We start from the raw sequence: 15,403 nt of genomic DNA, 5'->3' as shown, positions 1-15,403 counted from the left end.
CGGGTAACACCTCATTGGGATGTGAGCAAAGGCGGGCGGCGCAGCAAGCCGTGTACCGGCCCGAACACCACGGACAACAAATATCCAGCACCGGCCACCAGCACGATTGCCGGGCCACTGGGCAGCGAGAAGTAGAACGAGATCAATAGACCGAGCCATACCGAGAGGCTGCCGAGCAAGGCGGCAATGACGATCAGCACAGGCAAGCGGCGACTCCAGAAGCGCGCTGCAGCCGCCGGCAACATCATCAGGCCGACTACCATCAACGCGCCGATCGCCTGGAAACCGATGACCAGGTTCATCACCACCAGCGTCAGGAACACGCCGTGGGCCAGTGGGCCGAGGCGGCTGACGGTTTGCAGAAAGAGCGGGTCGAGGGTGTCGAGCAACAGTGGTTTGTAGATCAATACCATGGCAATCAGGCTCAGGCCCGAGACCCAGAGCATGCCGGTCAAGGTCGGGCCGTCTACTGCCAGCGCCGAGCCAAACAGCAGGTGCAACAGGTCCAGGCGCTTGCCGGCGATGCCGAGAATCAGCACGCCGATGGCCAGGGAAATCGGGTAGATCGCTGCAAGGCTGGCGTCCTCTCGCAGGCCGGTGCGTCGGGTAATCCAGGCCGCGAGGCCGGCCATACTCAGGCCGGCACCGAGGCCGCCGATGGTCAATGCCGGGAGGCTCAATCCGGCAAACCAGAAACCCAAGGCCGCACCGGGGAGGATGCCGTGGGCGACGGCATCGCCAATCAGGCTCATGCGCCGCAGGATCAGAAACACGCCCAGGGGCGCCGTGCTGCACGCCAGGACCAAGCCACCGAGCAACGCCCGCCGCATGAAGACGAATTCGTGGAAGGGTTGCCAGAGATGCACGGCAGCGATCATCAGGCCACCTGCGCTCGTGGTTGTTGGCGGATCAGTTCGAAGCTCGAACCGAGTACGCAACCGCTGCTTTTGATCAGCAACGTGTGGGGGATGTGGTCGCGGACAGCGGCGAGGTCATGGCACACGACCATCAGTGTCCGGCCTTCGTGGTGCCACTCGTGCAGGTGCTTCCAGAGCAACTCTTGACCCCATTCATCGAGGGCCGCGTGGGGTTCATCGAGTAGCAGCAAAGGTGCGTCGGTCAGGCTCAAACGGGCGAGCAGGGCACGTTGCAATTCACCGCCGGAGAGGGCCATCAAGGGCCGATCTTCCAGACCCTTCAGGCACCAGTTTTCGAGGACGGTATTCAGTCGTTGGCTACGGATCTCCGGGGATTGTATGTTGCCCCAGAAACCGGCGGCGACCAATGCCTGAAGGCTGATCGGAAATTGCCTGTCCAAGTGTTGTTGCTGGGGCAGGAACGACACGCCGCCCTTGAATGGAACATTCAGTCGCACTTTTCCGGCCAACGGTTTTTGCAAGCCGGCGATGACTTTCAGCAGGCTGCTTTTGCCAGAACCGTTCGCACCGATGATGGCGGTCAGGCTGCCCCTCGGCAGTTCGAGGTTCAGCGCTGGGGTGAGTGGTTGGCCCGGTGCGCCCCAGCGCAAAGCGTGGCAAGCAATCATGCGACCTCCCAGTTGAATCGGCTTTCGGCTACGGCGTCATGGGCGTGCAGGCTTTCGGCGTGGATCACACGAATGTGGAAGGCATTGATGCCGGTGGAGCGTTTCAGGGCCTGATTCAAACGGCGTGCGGCGTCTTCGCAGAACATCAGGTTCTGACCATTGGCCAGGGCGAAGGCTTGTTCGTCGGCGCGTTTTACTGCTGTTTGAACAGCTGTACCGAGTGCGGCTTCGGCGTCGTTGATGACGGCGATCAGAGGCAACTCGTCCAAAAAATCAGCCAGCCGCACGCGCAACTTTGCGTTGCTGCGTTGACTGTGAGGTGTAGCGACGATGCCGTTCGTGGTCCCAAGCCACGCTAAAACGTCAGCGTGTTGCAGTGACTTGTTGGCGAAATCGTCGACGAATTGCTGCTGAATCAACTGTCGAGAAAGGGCCGCAGAGCATGGACAGGTTGAGGAATAAGGCAGGTCGATTTTTAGTTCCACGTGGAACATTGCGTTTTTCAAGCGCGCTTCGATGCTGACCGGATAGCTTTTCCAACCTGCCAATGGACTGATCAGAGCCGGCCTTTTCAGCAACACATCGGCGTGAATGGTTAAGTGAGCGCTGCTGGATAGCCCCTCATGGCTCTCAAGAAAACGCTGCAAAACCCGTCGCAATAAAGCCGGAGAGAGGCGTTCCTGCTCCAACAACTCAAGCGCCAGATAGAGCCGTGACATATGAATGCCGCGCGCATTGCCATCGTCGAGGCTCACGCCGGCATCGGCCTTTGCATTCAGTCGTTGGCCATCAAACAAAACAGGAAGAGCAATGCCGCACATGCCCACCCACTCCAGTGGCAGGGCTTGGCGTGAGGCCTGCGCGGCGATATCCGGCAGAGTCAGCGCATTCATGAGCAGGTCCATCGTGGGAGTTGAATTGCCATGTTATAGTATAACAATACAATCGACGATGCCTTTTTCATGAACAGGCTTTCATCATGCACAGACGCCACCTGCTCAACTTGATTCTCGCCAGCGCGGCCTTCGCTTTACCCTTCGGCGCGGCGGCTTCGCAAATTCGTAACGCAAGGCTTTGGCACACGGACGGGAAGCTCAGACTGGTGTTCGATCTGAGCGGACCGGTGCAGTACAAGACCTTCTCGTTGAGTGCCCCAGAGCGACTGATCATCGACCTCTGTAGCGCCGGCCTCAGCGGCGACTTCAGTCAGTTGGCCCTGGGCGATGGTGTGATCCGTTCGATTCGCTCCGGGCATTTCGGCAAGGGCGATACGCGGGTCGTCCTCGACCTCCGTGAGCCGGTGCAGCTCGACAGCTTCCTGTTGCCACCCCAGGATGGGCAGGGACATCGGCTGGTGCTCGACCTGAAGGCTACCGCTGCGTTGCCATCAGCGACGCCAGCAGCGCCCGCAGTGATCACAACCAAGGCCCACCCCAAGCGCGACATCATCGTGGTGGTCGATCCCGGCCATGGCGGCAAGGATCCGGGAGCGATCGGGGCCAAAGGCGAGCGAGAAAAAGACGTGGTGCTGTCCATCGCTCAGTTGCTGGCCAGGCGCCTGAAGCGCGAAAAAGGATTCGACGTGAAACTGGTGCGCAATGACGATTTCTTCGTGCCGTTGCGCAAGCGCGTGGACATCGCCCGCAAGCACAATGCCGACATGTTCATCTCGGTACACGCCGATGCGGCGCCGCGTCTCACGGCATCAGGCGCGTCGGTGTACTGCCTGTCTGAAGGCGGCGCAACCTCCGCCACTGCGCGTTTCATGGCGCAACGAGAGAACGGCGCGGACCTGCTGGGTGCGACGAGCCTGCTCAATCTCAAGGACAAGGATCCGATGCTCGCCGGGGTCATCCTCGACATGTCGATGAACGCCACCCTCGCCGCCAGTCTGGAGCTGGGCAGCACCGTACTCGGTAGCCTGGCGGGTATCACCACCTTGCATCAGAAGCGCGTGGAACAGGCAGGCTTCGCGGTGTTGAAGTCGCCGGATGTGCCGTCGATCCTGGTCGAAACCGGCTTCATTTCCAATGCCCGCGACAGTCAGCGGCTGGTGACCGCACGCCATCAGCAAGCGGTGGCGGACGGCCTGTTCGAAGGGTTGCAGCGCTACTTCCAGAAAAATCCGCCGATCAACAGCTACCTCGCCTGGCAGCAGGAGCAGAAAAATACGCAGGCCTAACAGCCAGCGATCCGGCTGCAGGTGAACTTGGCGCTGCTGCCGCCGGAGCTGGAAAACCGGTTGATCGTGGTCCAGCCGATGCGCTGGTTGTAGCCAACCCAGGCCTCGCCATCGGAAGCGATGCCGGTGAAAAACGTAAATTGACCGTAGCGGCTGTTGGTCTGCACCCAATAGCGTTTTCCGGCTGTCTCGAAACCCCGCAGATAGAGGGTGCTGCCAGCGGTATTGACGCTGTAGGCGTTGCCATCCGCATCCACGCAGGCCAGCAGATTGGCGCTGCGGGTGCACTTGGCCAGGCTCGGGATCTGGGCCATCGCGTCGGCAGCCACCAGCAGGGACAGCATGATCAATGCAGGTTTCAGGGCGTTGCGCATGGGGAATCTCACAAAGGGAGCGACGTTCAGCATCCTGTCCTTTGCCCTGTTGAGCAAGGGGATGGTTAATTTGTATAGTTATGCTATAACATTGCCTAAAGCCCGACGCAGCGACAGGGCATCCCTGTGAGGAATATGCAGATGTCCAATCGACTCCCCGTGACCGTTCTCTCCGGCTTTCTTGGTGCCGGGAAAAGTACACTTCTTAATTACATACTACGTAATCGCGATGGTTTACGGGTTGCGGTAATCGTCAACGATATGAGCGAAATCAACGTCGATGGCACCGAAGTTCAGCGTGATGTCAGCCTTAATCGCGCTGAAGAACGGTTGGTTGAGATGAGTAACGGGTGTATTTGCTGTACGTTACGTGAAGATTTGCTCAAGGAAGTGAGTCAACTCGCCAAGGAAGGTCGCTTCGACTACCTGCTGATCGAGTCCACAGGTATTTCCGAACCCCTGCCAGTGGCGGAAACCTTCACCTTTCGCGATGAAAACGGGCAGAGCCTCAACGACATCGCACGCCTGGACACCATGGTCACGGTGGTCGATGGCATGAACTTCCTGCTCGATTACCAGGCTGCCGAAAGCCTGGCCTCCCGGGGAGAAACACTGGGGGAAGAGGACGAGCGTTCGATCACCGACCTGTTGATCGAGCAAGTCGAGTTCGCCGATGTGATTTTGCTCAGCAAGATCGATTTGATCAGCAGCCACCAACGCGAGGAACTGATCGCCATACTGGAACGGCTCAACGCCCGGGCGGAAATCATTCCGATGGCGATGGGCGAAATCCCCTTGGATAAAATTCTCAACACCGGTCGTTTTGACTTTGAAAAGGCTGCCCAGGCACCGGGATGGTTGCAGGAGCTGCACGGCGAACACGTGCCGGAAACCGACGAGTACGGTATCGCTTCCAGTGCTTACCGGGCACGCCGGCCGTTCCATCCGCAGCGTTTCTTCAACTTCATCGATGGCCCCTGGGACAACGGCAAGCTGCTGCGCTCCAAGGGTTTTTTCTGGCTGGCGAGCAAGCACAGGGACGCTGGCAGTTGGTCCCAGGCCGGCGGTTTGATGCGCTATGGTTTTGCCGGGCGCTGGTGGCGTTACGTACCGAAAAACCAATGGCCGCAGGATCCGGAAAGTACCACCGGGATCATGAAGCACTGGACCGCCGACAGCGGGGACTGTCGCCAGGAGTTGGTATTCATCGGCCAGAACATCGACTTCACGTTACTCACGGCCGAACTGGATGCCTGCCTGCTGACCGATGAGGAAATGGCGTTGGGCGTAGAGGGCTGGCGTTTGCTCCCTGATCCATTCGGCCCTTGGTATGAAGAAGCCGCCTGATCCACTACTGGCGCTTCAAGGCTTGAGCCAGGTGCCCTGGCTCTGGGCCTCGCAGTACGGCTGCAAATACGCCGCGTCGGTGGCAACGCCGTAATAGTGAATATCCTGGCGGTAGGGCATATTGGCGACTTGGGCGTTGCTGCAGATACCAAATGCGCCGACGGGACATTGATCGACATACCGCACATCGACTTTCTGCCCCGCCAGGTTCGGCTGGCAGAAACCATCGGTGAAGAGTTTTGGCGGGATGGTGCGGTTCTGCTGGCAAACCTGGACATCCAGCCGCTCGGCCTGGCTGTGAACCACACAAGCCTGGGCCAGCGCCTCGCCCGAAACGAGTGCCAGGAGCAACGACAAGCCAATCAACCGCATCCATTACCTCCTCAGAAATCATCGACCATGCTGCAGAATATCCCCACTCATGTCATTGCCGGCCCGTTGGGTGCAGGCAAGACCAGCCTGATCAAGCACCTGCTGGCCCAGCGCCCGGCCGGTGAGCGGTGGGCAGTGTTGATCAACGAGTTTGGCCAGATCGGTCTCGATGCTGCGCTACTGACCCGGGACGCCGATGGTATCGCACTGGGGGAAGTGGCCGGGGGCTGCCTGTGTTGCGTCAACGGTGCGCCGTTTCAGATTGGTCTTGGGCGTTTATTGCGCAAGGCGCGTCCGGATCGGTTATTTATCGAACCCTCGGGGCTGGGCCATCCTGCGCAGCTGCTCAGGCAATTGAGCGAAGCGCCGTGGCAAGGCGTCTTGGCTGTGCAGCCATGCGTGCTGGTGTTGGACGCCCAGTCGCTTGCCGCTGGAAAACCGTTGCCGCAGGCGCAGCAGCAAGCGCTGAGCCATGCGGGATTGTTACTGCTGAACAAATCTGAAGGTCTTGAAGAAGAAGGCCGCCAGCGAATCGCCGGGCAATTGCCGCCGCTCCCCCTGTGCTGGACGCAGCAGGCGGCTTTACCCTTGAGCGAGTTGCCGGGGCTGAATGCCAAAGCGCGGGCAGGTGTGGATAACTTCGTTTTGCCCAAGGGATTGGCGCAGCTGCCGGCAGTCTGGAGCGATCCCGCGCTGCCCATTTGCTTGAGTCAGGAACAGGACGGAGGCTGGAGCATCGGATGGCGTTGGCACCCAAGCCAGGTGTTTGATGCTGCTCTGGTTGGCCGCTGGCTTGAAAGCCTTGCCTGGAGGCGGGCGAAGCTGGTTATCCACAGCGCCCACGGCTGGGTCTCGGTGAACGCGGTGGATAACTCGGCGCTGGACTGGAAGCCCAGTGAATGGCGGCAGGATTCACGTATCGAGCTGATTTTCAGTGAGGCGCAGGATGCAGAAAGACTGCGCAGTGGGCTGGCAGCGTGCCGATCCGGATCGGGTTAACGGCTCAAGGCCGCCACTTGGTATGGTCCTGACGCCACTGGCTCAGCTCGATCACTTCCGCGCGTGGCTTCACCATATCGACCACTGGTTCGGTTTCATCGAACGGGACCGGGTAGGGCGCAAGTTCAATCTGTGCGCTGTGGGCGCCGAACTGAGTGATGGTGCCGTTGTGGCGGGTTTCACCGGTCACGGTGAATTCGAAGTTGTACACGCGGGCCAGGCGTCGGCGACCACTGGCATCTTTGATGAAGGCGATTCTTTTCAAGGCCACGTTGCCATCCAGCAACTCGATCCCGAGCTTGCCGCAATGCTGCTTGACCCGCTCCAGCGCGCGCTCGCGCAAGCCGTGGTTGTGCCATAACCATGCGCCAGCAGTGGCGAACAGCATCAGCACGAATATATTTCCAAGGGTCAGCATCAACAGGGTGCTCCAACAAGATAGTGTCAGCTTAACTGCGTCGCTGGTCTGTCGTACAGGCTGCGTTTAGTCGCATACTGCGCGGCTAGAATTTCAATCGTTTTACGGAAATCCACCGCATGAAACGTACACCGCATTTGCTCGCTATCCAGTCCCACGTGGTATTCGGTCACGCCGGCAACAGTGCCGCGGTTTTCCCGATGCAACGGGTCGGGGTGAATGTCTGGCCGCTCAACACCGTGCAGTTCTCCAATCACACCCAGTACGGCCAGTGGGCCGGTGAAGTGCTGGCGCCGCAGCAGATTCCCGACCTGGTCGAAGGTATCGCGGCGATTGGCGAGCTGGGCAACTGCGATGCGGTGCTCTCCGGTTACCTCGGCAGCGCGGCCCAGGGCCGAGCGATTTTGACGGGTGTGGCGCGGATCAAGTCGATGAATCCCAAGGCGCTGTACCTGTGTGATCCGGTCATGGGACATCCGGAGAAGGGCTGCAGTGTTCCGGCGGAGGTCAGTGATTTCCTGTTGGAAGAGGCCGCCGCCGTGGCGGACTTCATGTGCCCGAACCAGCTGGAACTAGACAGTTTTTCCGGGCGCAAGCCGCAATCGCTGTTCGATTGCCTGGCAATGGCGCGTGCATTGCTGGTGCGCGGCCCGAAAGCAGTGCTGGTCAAGCATCTGGACTACCCAGGCAAATCGGCAGAGGTTTTCGAGATGCTGCTGGTGACGGCCGAAGGCAGCTGGCATTTGCAGCGCCCGTTGCTGGCGTTCCCGCGTCAGCCGGTGGGTGTGGGCGATCTGACGTCGGGGCTGTTCCTGGCGCGCGTTTTGTTAGGCGATAGCCTGGTGGCCGCGTTCGAGTTCACGGCGTCGGCGGTGCATGAAGTGCTGCTGGAAACCCAGGCGTGTGCCAGCTACGAGTTGGAACTGGTTCGGGCTCAGGACCGGATTGCCCATCCGCGGGTGCGGTTCGAAGCGACCCCGATCAGCCTCTGATTGAGCGTTGGACCCATTCGCGAGCAAGCCCGCTCCCACATTTGATCTTTGGTGTTGCACAGATCCAGTGTGGGAGCGGGCTTGCTCGCGAAAGCTATCTAGAGAACACCATCAGCCTGCCTGAATAACTCAGGCGTCGCCCTTGATCTCCTGATAACGCTTTTCCAGTTCCTGACGAATCTGCCGACGCTGTTGAGCCTGGATGAAGCGGCGCTTGCTCTCGCTGTTGTCCGGTTGCAGCGGCGGTACCTGGGCAGGTTTGCGCTGGTCATCCACCGCGACCATGGTGAAGAAGCAACTGTTGGTGTGACGCACCGAGCGTTCGCGGATGTTCTCGGTCACCACTTTGATGCCAACCTCCATGGAGGTGTTGCCGGTGTAGTTCACCGAGGCGAGAAAGGTCACCAGTTCGCCGACATGGATCGGCTCGCGGAAAATGACCTGGTCCACCGACAGGGTCACCACATAGCGACCGGCATAACGGCTCGCGCATGCGTAGGCCACTTCGTCGAGGTATTTGAGCAGGGTGCCGCCGTGAACATTGCCAGAGAAGTTGGCCATGTCAGGGGTCATCAATACCGTCATCGACAGCTGGGCGTTTCCGGGTTCCATAGCATTCTCACGGGTCAAGGCCAGGTTTGAGGGATGCACCTCTGCGGGTGCCTCGGCGGTTTTTTCAAACCAACAGTTATCGGGACGCCGGGTGCAGGGTCGCCGTCACGCCGGATCGATCTGTTTCCATATATTGCACCGCCTTTCTGCCAGAAGTCGCGGTGTTACCCTGCAAAAAGCCCTGCCACAAGGGCATTTCCTACGCGCAATTCCGATTCTTGTTCTGCTCGATCAGACTTTTCCTACGTCCGCGGATCGAGCCATGTCATCCAGGGAGTCTCACGCCATGCATGCCATCAGTTTCATTCAGGATCTGGCAGTGATCATGTTGATCGCAGGCGTGGTAACCGTGGTATTCCATCGCCTGAAACAACCGGTGGTGCTGGGCTACATCGTCGCCGGTTTCATCATTGGCCCGCACACTCCGCCATTCGGCCTGATCCATGACGAAGAGACCATCAAGACCCTGGCCGAACTCGGGGTGATTTTCCTGATGTTCTGCCTCGGCCTGGAGTTCAGCCTGCGCAAGTTGTTCAAGGTGGGGGCCACGGCATTCATCGCGGCGTTCCTGGAAATCGTGCTGATGATCTGGATCGGCTACGAAATCGGTCGCTGGTTCGACTGGAACACCATGGACTCGCTATTCCTCGGCGCGATCCTGGCGATTTCCTCGACCACCATCATCGTCAAGGCACTCAATGATCTGAAGTTGAAGAACGAGCGATTTGCACAGCTGATATTCGGTGTGCTGATCGTCGAAGATATCCTGGGCATCGGCATTATCGCGTTACTGTCCAGCATCGCCGTCAGCGGTACGGTCAGCTCCGGCGAAGTGTTTTCCACGGTCGGCAAACTGTCGCTGTTCATGATCGTTGCGTTGGTCATTGGCATCCTGATGGTGCCGCGCCTGCTGGCCTACGTCGCCAGGTTCGAAAGCAACGAAATGCTGCTGATTACCGTGCTGGGCCTGTGTTTTGGCTTCTGCCTGCTGGTGGTCAAGCTTGAGTACAGCATGGTCCTGGGGGCGTTCCTGATCGGCGCGATCATGGCTGAGTCCCGGCAACTGCTGAAAATCGAGCGTTTGATTGAGCCGGTTCGTGATCTCTTCAGTGCGATTTTCTTTGTGGCCATCGGGCTCATGCTCGATCCGGCGATCCTGCTTCAGTACGCGTGGCCAATCGCCGTAATCACCGTAGCCGTGGTGCTCGGCAAGATGCTGTCCTGTGGCCTCGGTGCGTTTATCGCCGGCAACGACGGACGCACCTCACTGCGGGTCGGGATGGGGCTTTCACAGATTGGCGAATTTTCTTTCATCATCGCGGCGCTGGGCATGACGTTGCAGGTCACCAGTAATTTTCTCTACCCGGTTGCCGTGGCGGTATCGGTGATTACCACGTTACTGACGCCCTATCTGATTCGCGCAGCGGATCCTCTGTCGATCAAGCTTGGCGAGATCATGCCCGAACGTCTGGGGCGAGTGCTGGGGATGTACGGCGAATGGTTGCGCAGCATTCAGCCACAGGGCGAGGGGGCCTTGCTGGCGTCGATGATCAGAAGAATTTTGCTGCAGGTTGGGGTCAATCTGGCGCTGGTGATCGCGATCTTTTTCTCGGGGGCGTTCTTCGCCGAGCGCATGTCGGCTTACTTGCAAGGCTGGATCAGCGACCCAAGCTGGCAGAAGGCATTGATCTGGGGTGGGGCCCTGTTGTTGTCGCTGCCTTTTTTGATTGCGGCGTACCGCAAGCTCAAGGCACTGTCGATGTTACTGGCGGAGATGGGCGTTAAGCCGGAGATGGCCGGGCGTCACACGCAGCGAGTGCGTAGGGTCATCGCCGAAGTGATCCCGATCCTGTCGTTGCTGGTGATCTTTTTGCTGTTGGCAGCCTTGTCGGCCAGTATTCTGCCGACCAACAAGTTGCTGGTACTGATCGCCGTGGTCGCGGCCGCCGTGGCGGCGCTGTTGTGGCGCTGGTTCATTCGTGTGCACACGCGGATGCAGGTGGCGTTGCTGGAAACCCTCGATAACCACAAGGAGTCGTCCGGGCATTGACCACCCTTGCGGCACTGGCTGGATCAGCTTTCCAGCCAGACGTCCCGTGCCCAGTGCCACACCGATTCCCAGGTTTCTTCGGCGATCAGCTCTTCTTCGGCCTGCCAAAGCACCACGGTGCCGTCTTCTTCGACCAGATAGTAGTCGTCACCGTCCTGGCAAATCGGAATCATGCTGCGATCGACACCGGCGTCCCAGGCGTTGGCGGCAACGTCGGGCAGGTAGGTGTGGGATTGCGGGTCGGTCACGGTGACCGGTTCCAGGCTGCCGTAGACCACGTCGCTGACGGTCAGCAGAAACTCTCTGAAGACAAACGGAATGTCGATGAACAGTTGTTCTTCGATTTCCACCAGCTGGTCTTCGTCAGGCAATTCCAAGGGGACCGGTACCGGTTCGTTGGCTTCACGCAATTGTTCGATGATTTCTTCCACGTCCGGGATCCTCTTGCTTGTATGGCGCGGTTTATATGGGGCGGTTTATACAGTAGCTCGCTATAGATGCAACCGCGAAATAGAAAACCCCGGCCTGAGCCGGGGTTTTTATTGCAGCAAGTGAAACGTGGAGGGTAATCAGCCGTTCTGGCGGATACCTGCCACCAGCCAAGGCTGGTTTTCGCCCTGTGCACGTTCCATGTTCCAGCTTTCACTGAAGACTTCGCCCTGGTCGAAACGCGAGGTTTTCGACAGGCCAGTGAAGGTCAGGGTGGCAATGGTCTTGTCGGCGCGATCGTCCACGCCATCCAGTTGTACATTGAGGTTATCAATGTAGGTGGACTGGAAGCCGTCACCCAGGTCGGCACGCTCACGCTTGAGGAACTCCAGCATTTGCGGAGTCACGAACTCGGCGATCTTGTCCATTTCATTGGCGTCCCAGTGCTGTTGCAGGGACTGGAAGTGATTGCGCGCCGCTTCGACGAAGTTTCTTTCGTTGAACCAGGCTGGAGCGTTGATCACTGGACGAGCGGCAACAGGCGCTGCCGAACCACCGAAGATCGAACCGCCGGCAGGCTTTTGTTCGAACGCCTCACGTTGCATCGGCGCGTGGCCGGCTGGAGCGTAATGCTCCTGCTGCTTGCGACGACGGGCGGCGATAAAGCGGAAGACCAGGAACGCAATGACCGCCATGATCAGGATGTCGAAGATCTGCATGCCCTGGAAGCCGTCACCCATGAACATGGAGGCCAGCAGGCCACCGGCGGCGATACCGGCCAGAGGGCCGAGCCAGCGCGAAGCACCACCGGCCTTGGCGGCGGCGCCAGCGGCACCGGCAGCACCAGCGGTCGCCGCGGCGCCGCCCATGCCTGGAGAAGAAGGAGCCATCTGGCTGGTCTGGTGCGTCGGCGCAGCGCCTGCGCTTTTGCCACCACCGAAGCGCTTGGCGGCATTGACGTCGAGACTCATCGTCAGGCCGATGCACAACGCCATGGCGATGCTAAGAAAACGTTTCATAAAGGGAATTCCCATTTGTGGAAGGCACGCGCGCCATGTTGCACAGCTGAAGTGTTACTGGCTAGCGGCAGAGTGTTTCGGGCTTTTGCCTGACAGGTCGTGTTCAGCTTCAGTCAGTGCAAGAAGGCCTTTTGACTTTTATCTGTCAGATGAGTGGACAGGGTTTGTAGGGCGGTCGCCTAGCGTCGTAGCGCCAGCATGACCACCCCGGCCGTGATCAGGCCGATTCCGCCCCATTGGCGCAGGTCGAGTTTTTCACCCAGCAGGACAACGCCAAGAACAGCCACCAGCACCACGCTGAGTTTGTCCACTGGGGCAACCAGTGACGCCGGACCGACCTTGAGGGCGCGGAAATAGCAGATCCACGATGCACCGGTGGCCAGGCCAGACAACAGCAGGAACAGGTAGCTCTTTGCAGAGATCGATCCCAATGACTGATATTGGCCCGTGGCGTACAAAATCAAGGCCAGGCTGACCAATACCACTATCGTGCGTAGCAGGGTGGCGAAGTCGGAATTGACGTTTTCGATGCCGACTTTCGCGAAAATGGCGGTCATTGCGGCGAATGCCGCCGATAACAGGGCCCAGAATGTCCAGGAAGAAAAGAAACCTGAGCCCATGCTTTTTGCACCTTGTTCAGATCAATGTCTGTAAGTCCACACGCAACCCTGTGGGAGCGGGCTTGCTCGCGAATGGGCGCACCGCGGTCATCCAGTCATACCGCGTTATCGTTTTTCGCGAGCAAGCCCGGTCCCATAAAGGTCCTGTATCGGGTGATCAGATCGCTTCCAGCTTGGCATACCCCAGCATCAGCCACTTGCTGCCTTCGCTGAAGTTCACCTGCACCCGGGCCTGGGCCCCGGCGCCTTCGAAGTTGAGGATCACTCCGTCACCGAAGATCGAGTGGCGCACAGTCTGGCCCAAGCTGAAGCCGGTTTCCGGAATCTCGCTGCCGCTGAACAGGTTGCTGCCGCTCATCGACTGGTTGCCACCGAACGGACGGCTGACGCTGTTGGACAGCCGCACCTCCTGAATCAGGCCTTTCGGAACTTCGCGTACGAAACGCGACACCTTGTTGTAGGTCTCGCTGCCATAAAGGCGTCGGGTTTCAGCATAGGTCATCACCAGGTTCTGCATGGCCCGGGTGATGCCGACGTAGGCCAGGCGACGTTCTTCCTCAAGGCGGCCGGGTTCTTCCAGGCTCATCTTGTGCGGGAACAGGCCTTCTTCCATGCCCACCAGGAACACGTAGGGGAACTCCAGGCCCTTGGCGCTGTGCAGGGTCATCAGCTGGATGCTGTCTTCGTGCTCGTCGGCCTGGGTGTCGCCGGCCTCCAGCGATGCGTGACCGAGGAACGCTGCCAGTGGCGTCAGTTCTTCGTCTTCTTCGGTGTTTTCGAAGTTGCGCGCGGCGCTGACCAGTTCCTCAAGGTTTTCTACCCGGGCCTGGCCTTTCTCGCCTTTTTCCGCTTCGTGATAGGCGATCAGCCCCGACTGCTCGATGACGGTCTGGGTCATCAGGTGCAGGGGCATTTCCATGCACTTGGCGGCGAGATTCTCGATCAGCTCGATAAACGCGCCAAGGGCACCGGCCGCACGCCCGGTCAGGCCTTTGTTGGCCACCAGTTGGCGCATCGCCTCCCACATCGACACATCGCTGTGGCGTGCATGGTCGCGGATCGCTTCGACGGTTTTCTCGCCAATGCCACGGGCCGGCACGTTGATCACCCGTTCCAGCGCGGCATCGTTACCGCGGCCTTCGAGCAAGCGCAGGTAGGCCATGGCGTTCTTGATTTCGGCGCGTTCGAAGAAGCGCTGGCCGCCATAGATGCGGTATGGAATGCGCTCGCGTAGCAAGGCTTCTTCAAGAACCCGCGATTGGGCGTTGGAGCGGTACAGAATCGCGATATCGCTGCGAGACAAGCCGGTTTTCAGCGCACTTTCGATGGTTTCGACAACGTAGCGTGCTTCGTCGTGTTCGTTGAACGCGGCGTACAGATTGATCGCTTCGCCTTCGCCGCCGTCTGTCCACAGCTCTTTGCCCAGGCGTCCGGTGTTGTTGGCGATCAAGGCGTTGGCGGCCTTCAGGATGCCGGCGGTGGAGCGATAGTTCTGCTCCAGGCGGATGGTTACGGCGTCCGGGAAGTCTTCGGAATACTGGTAGATGTTTTCGATTTTCGCGCCACGCCAGCCGTAGATCGACTGGTCATCGTCGCCTACGACCATCAGGCTGTCACCGCCCTTGGCCAGCAGGCGCAACCAGGCGTACTGCACGGCGTTGGTGTCCTGGAACTCGTCCACCAGAATGTGCCGGAAGCGTTTTTGGTAATGAGCCAGCAGGCCTGGGTGATCGCGCCACAAATCGAGGGCGCGTAGCAGCAATTCGGAGAAGTCGATGACGCCCGCACGCAGGCAGGCAGCCTCGTAGGCTTCATAGATGCCGCGCATGGTCGCCAGGAACAGGTCACCGCTGGCTTGAATGTGCTGCGGGCGCAGACCTTCGTCTTTCTGGCCATTGATGAACCATTGTGCCTGACGGGCCGGCCAACGCTGTTCGTCCAGGCCGAGTTCGCGGATCACCCGCTTGACCAGCCGTTGCTGGTCATCGCTGTCGAGAATCTGGAACGTCTGGCTCAAGCCCGCTTCCTGCCAGTGCGCCCGCAACAAGCGGTGCGCCAGGCCGTGGAAGGTGCCGACCCACATGCCGGCCGGGTTGATACCCATCAACTGCTCGATGCGCTGGCGCATCTCGGCAGCAGCCTTGTTGGTGAAAGTCACCGACAGTATGGAGTGGGGCGAGGCGTTTTCGACCTGGATCAACCAGGCGATACGGTGCACCAGCACTCGGGTTTTACCGGAACCAGCACCGGCCAGGACCAACTGACGACCCACGGAGGCAGCTACGGCCTGGCGTTGGGCATCGTTGAGGGAGTTCAGCAGAAGGGAGAGATCATCGCGCATCGGGGCATTCTAGGGGGCCGCGACACACCGGGCAAACCCCGCTTCGCTTTAACCGATGAAAGTTATGCGAAGGACGACCGGTCAGTCATCGGCTGCAGGCGC

General features: G+C 59.5%; 16 protein-coding genes. 5 read left to right on the top strand and 11 right to left on the bottom strand.

Annotated features, from left to right (window positions below; translation table 11 throughout):
- Positions 1–11: 11 nt before the first annotated feature.
- From QMK54_RS30890 to folE2, 3 genes are read right to left on the bottom strand one after another with little or no spacing between them, the layout of a single operon-like run.
- Positions 12–878 (bottom strand): metal ABC transporter permease, encoded by an 867-nt coding sequence (locus tag QMK54_RS30890; RefSeq protein WP_320401820.1) that lies wholly within the window; start codon positions 876–878, stop codon positions 12–14.
- Positions 878–1,546: a metal ABC transporter ATP-binding protein gene (locus tag QMK54_RS30885; RefSeq protein ID WP_223594454.1), complete on the bottom strand. Its 669-nt coding sequence runs from the start codon at positions 1,544–1,546 to the stop codon at positions 878–880. The genes QMK54_RS30890 and QMK54_RS30885 overlap by 1 nt, the downstream gene beginning before the upstream one ends.
- The gene (gene folE2 / locus QMK54_RS30880; RefSeq protein WP_223594452.1) at positions 1,543–2,439 is read right to left on the bottom strand and encodes a GTP cyclohydrolase FolE2; all 897 of its coding nucleotides are present in this window, start codon (positions 2,437–2,439) and stop codon (positions 1,543–1,545) included. The genes QMK54_RS30885 and folE2 overlap by 4 nt, the downstream gene beginning before the upstream one ends.
- A gap of 86 nt (positions 2,440–2,525) precedes the next feature.
- Between folE2 and QMK54_RS30875 the strand changes: the two genes are divergently transcribed.
- The gene (locus QMK54_RS30875; RefSeq protein ID WP_223594450.1) at positions 2,526–3,728 is read left to right on the top strand and encodes an N-acetylmuramoyl-L-alanine amidase; all 1,203 of its coding nucleotides are present in this window, start codon (positions 2,526–2,528) and stop codon (positions 3,726–3,728) included.
- On the opposite strand, the gene QMK54_RS30870 is transcribed toward QMK54_RS30875, so the two are convergent.
- Positions 3,725–4,102 carry a glutamine synthetase gene (locus QMK54_RS30870; RefSeq protein WP_110657695.1) on the bottom strand — a complete coding sequence of 126 codons (378 nt, stop codon included), beginning with the start codon at positions 4,100–4,102 and terminating at the stop codon, positions 3,725–3,727. The genes QMK54_RS30875 and QMK54_RS30870 overlap by 4 nt on opposite strands.
- 141 nt (positions 4,103–4,243) lie before the next feature.
- On the opposite strand from QMK54_RS30870, the gene zigA reads away from it, so the two are divergent.
- The gene (gene zigA / locus QMK54_RS30865) at positions 4,244–5,449 is read left to right on the top strand and encodes a zinc metallochaperone GTPase ZigA (protein WP_320401819.1); all 1,206 of its coding nucleotides are present in this window, start codon (positions 4,244–4,246) and stop codon (positions 5,447–5,449) included.
- Positions 5,450–5,464: 15 nt separating this feature from the next.
- Here zigA and QMK54_RS30860 read toward each other — a convergent pair whose 3' ends face one another.
- Positions 5,465–5,821, bottom strand: a complete 357-nt coding sequence (locus tag QMK54_RS30860; RefSeq protein ID WP_320401818.1) for an NADH:ubiquinone oxidoreductase — start codon at positions 5,819–5,821, stop codon at positions 5,465–5,467.
- 27 nt (positions 5,822–5,848) lie between these two features.
- On the opposite strand from QMK54_RS30860, the gene QMK54_RS30855 reads away from it, so the two are divergent.
- Positions 5,849–6,820 (top strand): CobW family GTP-binding protein, encoded by a 972-nt coding sequence (locus QMK54_RS30855; RefSeq protein ID WP_320401817.1) that lies wholly within the window; start codon positions 5,849–5,851, stop codon positions 6,818–6,820.
- A gap of 4 nt (positions 6,821–6,824) precedes the next feature.
- Here QMK54_RS30855 and QMK54_RS30850 read toward each other — a convergent pair whose 3' ends face one another.
- On the bottom strand, positions 6,825–7,238 hold the full coding sequence (locus tag QMK54_RS30850; protein ID WP_320401816.1) for a DUF3301 domain-containing protein: 414 nt from the start codon (positions 7,236–7,238) through the stop codon (positions 6,825–6,827).
- 119 nt (positions 7,239–7,357) lie between these two features.
- Between QMK54_RS30850 and pdxY the strand changes: the two genes are divergently transcribed.
- On the top strand, positions 7,358–8,230 hold the full coding sequence (pdxY, locus tag QMK54_RS30845) for a pyridoxal kinase PdxY (RefSeq protein WP_110657685.1): 873 nt from the start codon (positions 7,358–7,360) through the stop codon (positions 8,228–8,230).
- Between the two features lie 129 nt (positions 8,231–8,359).
- On the opposite strand, the gene QMK54_RS30840 is transcribed toward pdxY, so the two are convergent.
- Positions 8,360–8,842 (bottom strand): acyl-CoA thioesterase, encoded by a 483-nt coding sequence (locus QMK54_RS30840; RefSeq protein WP_007971685.1) that lies wholly within the window; start codon positions 8,840–8,842, stop codon positions 8,360–8,362.
- Between the two features lie 286 nt (positions 8,843–9,128).
- On the opposite strand from QMK54_RS30840, the gene QMK54_RS30835 reads away from it, so the two are divergent.
- Entirely contained in the window at positions 9,129–10,892 is a 1,764-nt protein-coding gene (locus QMK54_RS30835; protein WP_110657683.1) for a cation:proton antiporter, read from the top strand.
- A 23-nt stretch (positions 10,893–10,915) separates the two neighbouring features.
- Here the strand turns inward: QMK54_RS30835 and QMK54_RS30830 are convergent, their stop codons facing one another.
- The 4 genes from QMK54_RS30830 to uvrD all read right to left on the bottom strand — a co-directional run bounded on the left by QMK54_RS30830 (position 10,916) and on the right by uvrD (position 15,301).
- Positions 10,916–11,323, bottom strand: coding sequence for an SMI1/KNR4 family protein (locus tag QMK54_RS30830; RefSeq protein ID WP_110657681.1), 408 nt, complete (start codon positions 11,321–11,323; stop codon positions 10,916–10,918).
- Between the two features lie 138 nt (positions 11,324–11,461).
- Positions 11,462–12,340 (bottom strand): Tim44 domain-containing protein, encoded by an 879-nt coding sequence (locus QMK54_RS30825; RefSeq protein ID WP_103395993.1) that lies wholly within the window; start codon positions 12,338–12,340, stop codon positions 11,462–11,464.
- 179 nt (positions 12,341–12,519) lie between these two features.
- Positions 12,520–12,960: an EamA family transporter gene (locus QMK54_RS30820; RefSeq protein WP_007971691.1), complete on the bottom strand. Its 441-nt coding sequence runs from the start codon at positions 12,958–12,960 to the stop codon at positions 12,520–12,522.
- Between the two features lie 157 nt (positions 12,961–13,117).
- Positions 13,118–15,301 (bottom strand): DNA helicase II, encoded by a 2,184-nt coding sequence (gene uvrD, locus QMK54_RS30815; protein ID WP_320401815.1) that lies wholly within the window; start codon positions 15,299–15,301, stop codon positions 13,118–13,120.
- Positions 15,302–15,403: the final 102 nt, after the last annotated feature.

Source organism: Pseudomonas sp. P5_109 (genome assembly GCF_034009455.1).
In the GTDB taxonomy this organism is placed as follows: Bacteria; Pseudomonadota; Gammaproteobacteria; order Pseudomonadales; family Pseudomonadaceae; genus Aquipseudomonas.
This window is presented reverse-complemented; position numbering and strand designations above follow the sequence as displayed.